The sequence below is a fragment of the Magnetococcales bacterium genome, assembly GCA_015231755.1.
In the GTDB taxonomy this organism is placed as follows: domain Bacteria; phylum Pseudomonadota; class Magnetococcia; order Magnetococcales; family Magnetaquicoccaceae; genus Magnetaquiglobus.
The window spans coordinates 1-2,602 of record JADGAZ010000043.1; the positions used below are offsets into that span (position 1 = coordinate 1).

The 2,602-nt window shown below is 56.7% G+C and carries 4 protein-coding genes and 1 pseudogene; 3 read left to right on the plus strand and 2 right to left on the minus strand.

Translation table 11 applies throughout. The annotated features are described in order from the left end of the window. The first annotated feature begins 152 nt into the window (after positions 1-152). Entirely contained in the window at positions 153-785 is a 633-nt protein-coding gene (locus tag HQL98_16200; protein MBF0273587.1) for a hypothetical protein, read from the plus strand. A gap of 3 nt (positions 786-788) precedes the next feature. Here HQL98_16200 and HQL98_16205 read toward each other — a convergent pair whose 3' ends face one another. Together HQL98_16205 and HQL98_16210 are read right to left on the minus strand one after the other, a co-directional pair. After that, a complete protein-coding gene (locus tag HQL98_16205; GenBank protein ID MBF0273588.1) occupies positions 789-1,067 on the minus strand; it encodes an XRE family transcriptional regulator in 279 nt (92 codons plus the stop codon). Continuing rightward, positions 1,060-1,420 (minus strand): annotated as a pseudogene (locus HQL98_16210) (type II toxin-antitoxin system RelE/ParE family toxin). Before HQL98_16210 ends, HQL98_16205 begins: the two are co-directional and overlap by 8 nt. 39 nt (positions 1,421-1,459) lie before the next feature. On the opposite strand from HQL98_16210, the gene HQL98_16215 reads away from it, so the two are divergent. Beyond that, positions 1,460-1,825, plus strand: a complete 366-nt coding sequence (locus tag HQL98_16215; protein MBF0273589.1) for a hypothetical protein — start codon at positions 1,460-1,462, stop codon at positions 1,823-1,825. 290 nt (positions 1,826-2,115) lie between these two features. Beyond that, a partial coding sequence (locus tag HQL98_16220; GenBank protein ID MBF0273590.1) for a hypothetical protein occupies positions 2,116-2,602 on the plus strand: 487 nt, incomplete at its 3' end.

The following is a 2,602-nucleotide window of genomic DNA, read 5'->3' on the forward strand; positions in this document are numbered from 1 at the left end:
GAGGCGGTGACGACGTTGGAGATAGTAACCAATTCATCCACGCCCCAGTCCACCGCGTTTTCGAGAGATTCAAGGCCGAGTTCGCAACCTGGCAGCCGGAGGTCAAGGCGACATTCGACACCATTTCCGCCACCGGTTCCATCGATGGGCTGATGGCCAAGTTTCGGGAGTTCAAGGCAACCGTCCCGGACACGTCCAGAGTGATGATTGACGCCGAAGTCGGTGCAGCCATGAGTGCCATCGACACCCTGATTGCCCGGATTGCGGAGATTCCTTCAGGCAAAACCGTTGTGGTCAATTACGTCGAGCAGAGAAGCGCCACGCCAGACCAGGGGACCGTGCCGGGGTTTGACCGTGGTGGATTCCTGCCCGGTTGGGGCGGTGGGGATAGAATCCCGGCATTGCTGGAGGCGGGCGAATTCGTGTTCAACCGGTTTGCCGTGCGCCTGTATGGTCTGGACCGGCTCCATGCCATGAACCAGATGCGGTTGAAGCCTGCCGACGTTCCCCGCTTCGCCCATGGAGGGCTGGTGAATTTCATCCCCCGCTTCAAAATGCCTTCCATCCCCCATTTTGGGATGGGTGGTGTCGTGCGCAATCTGGTGATCCCGACGATCCCGCACATGTCGTTCGCTGGTGGCGGTGCTGTCACCCCACAGGTGTCAGAGGTCATCCATCTCAATCTGTCCATGAATGGCCGACCGGCGGCGTCCATCACGGCCCCTCGTGCGGATGTTCGTGGGTTGGTGACCGCTTTGAAAGAACTGGAACGGGGAATGAGGTAACTATTATGCGAACTCGATCCTGAGTTGCCTGCCGACGGCATGCGCCAATCGATCCAGCGATTCCAAGGTAATAGTCGTATTTTCTGGATCAAGAAGACGATCCACTTGAGATCGGCTGGTGTTGAGTTCTCGCGCCAAATGCGTTTTGGTCAGGCGTTCCTGCTTCATGATGTCCGCCAACTGCAAGGCCAGAAGTCTCTTCCTGGCCCTTGCGGAGACTTCATCCAGAATGCCTTCTTCCTCCAGGAATGCGTCCAGGGAACCGCCATTACGTCTATTCATTATCAGATTCCTTGTATTGTTGCATTCGGTTTCGCGCCAGTTCCAGATCATCCTTCGGAATTTTCTGGGATTTTTTTTTCAAATCCATGCAACAGCACCATATCGTGCCTCTGTACGGTAAAAAGCACCCGTGCGATGCCGCCATGCTTGAGTTGGCTGCGCACCTCCCATAAGCCTGGCTCCAATTTCCGTACCAATGGCATGCCCAGGGGCCACCGGAACTGGGTCAGTTTGAGATCCTCACCGATCATTTTCTTATCCTCGACGGGCAGACTTCGCAACCAGTCCCGCACAGGGTTGTTGCCAGAAGCCGTGAGGAAAAAAACCACGTCGAGGATGGGCAAATTGTTCATGGGCTAAAATGTACCATATACGGTTCGGATTGGAAATACATGAAACGCCTTGGCGACCTTTTTCTTCCCGACTCCATCCAGTGGAAGAACCAGTATGAGTGGGCACCCGTGGCCCAGGAGATGGCACGCACCCTGGGCGGACAGAATGTCGTGTGGGGAAGCGCACTGGTTGGAGGACGCCCCATCGATCTGGAGGCTGCGGATGATGTCACTTGGCTGACCCATGCCCAGGTAGAGGCGATCCAGGCCATGGCCACGCAAGCGGGCGGAGTTTTCGATCTGGTTTTGGATGACGCCACCTTCCATGTCATGTTTCGGCATCAAGATCCGCCTGCCATCTCCTTCATGCCGATCTGGCCCCACGCCCGGCTTTTCCATGGGGTGGTGAAGCTGATGACGATGTGACCCCCCCGGCAGAAGAACTCACTCTATATAGAAGAGGCGTGCGTCGGACTCGACCCGGTCTTAAGGGAACCCGACGCACCATCCTCATGGCAGGCGCAGGCGGGATCGCCGCCGTTCACTGCTTCTCCCATTGTTCGCATCCATGCGTCCGAGTCCGGGAGTCCCCGAGGTTTACGCGAGTCCGGATCCACGCTGCCGGGACTCGACCCAAAGGGAATCCTGACCAAGGAATTTTATTCGCCAATCTGGCGCAAAATCAACGTTTCCTCCCAAGAAAGACAGGTGCAAACATGTCCATCGAACCAGACCAAATCCAATTCATGAAATCCCAGTCCGTCGGCGACAGCCCGGCCAATGGCGGACGCATGTCCGATGTCGAGATTCCGAACGAGGTCAAAAACAACCTCTGGCCAGACGTGCCCGCCAGCGAGCGGCTGGCAGGCTCAACGAAGTACCGCAAAGTCTTCATCAAAATCGCCAACCCGGACAATCTCAAACTGGCGGATGCCCGGATTTTTGTCGCGACCCCAACCCCCGCCGGGGATCGGGTGGTATTTTTTGAGGGAACCCAGCGGGATACGCAATCCGAGGTCTCCGGAGTGGCCCAGACCCTGTACGGTTGCGGTCTGCTGAATGCCGATGTGATTGCCGGGGCTTCGGTGATCACGGTCAACGTTGAAGACCCGGATGACGTCATTTTCAACCCCGGTCAGATGATCCGCATCTCCAACAAAAGCTCGGTGGATGATCTGGTGGGGGTGGAGGAATTCGTGTTTC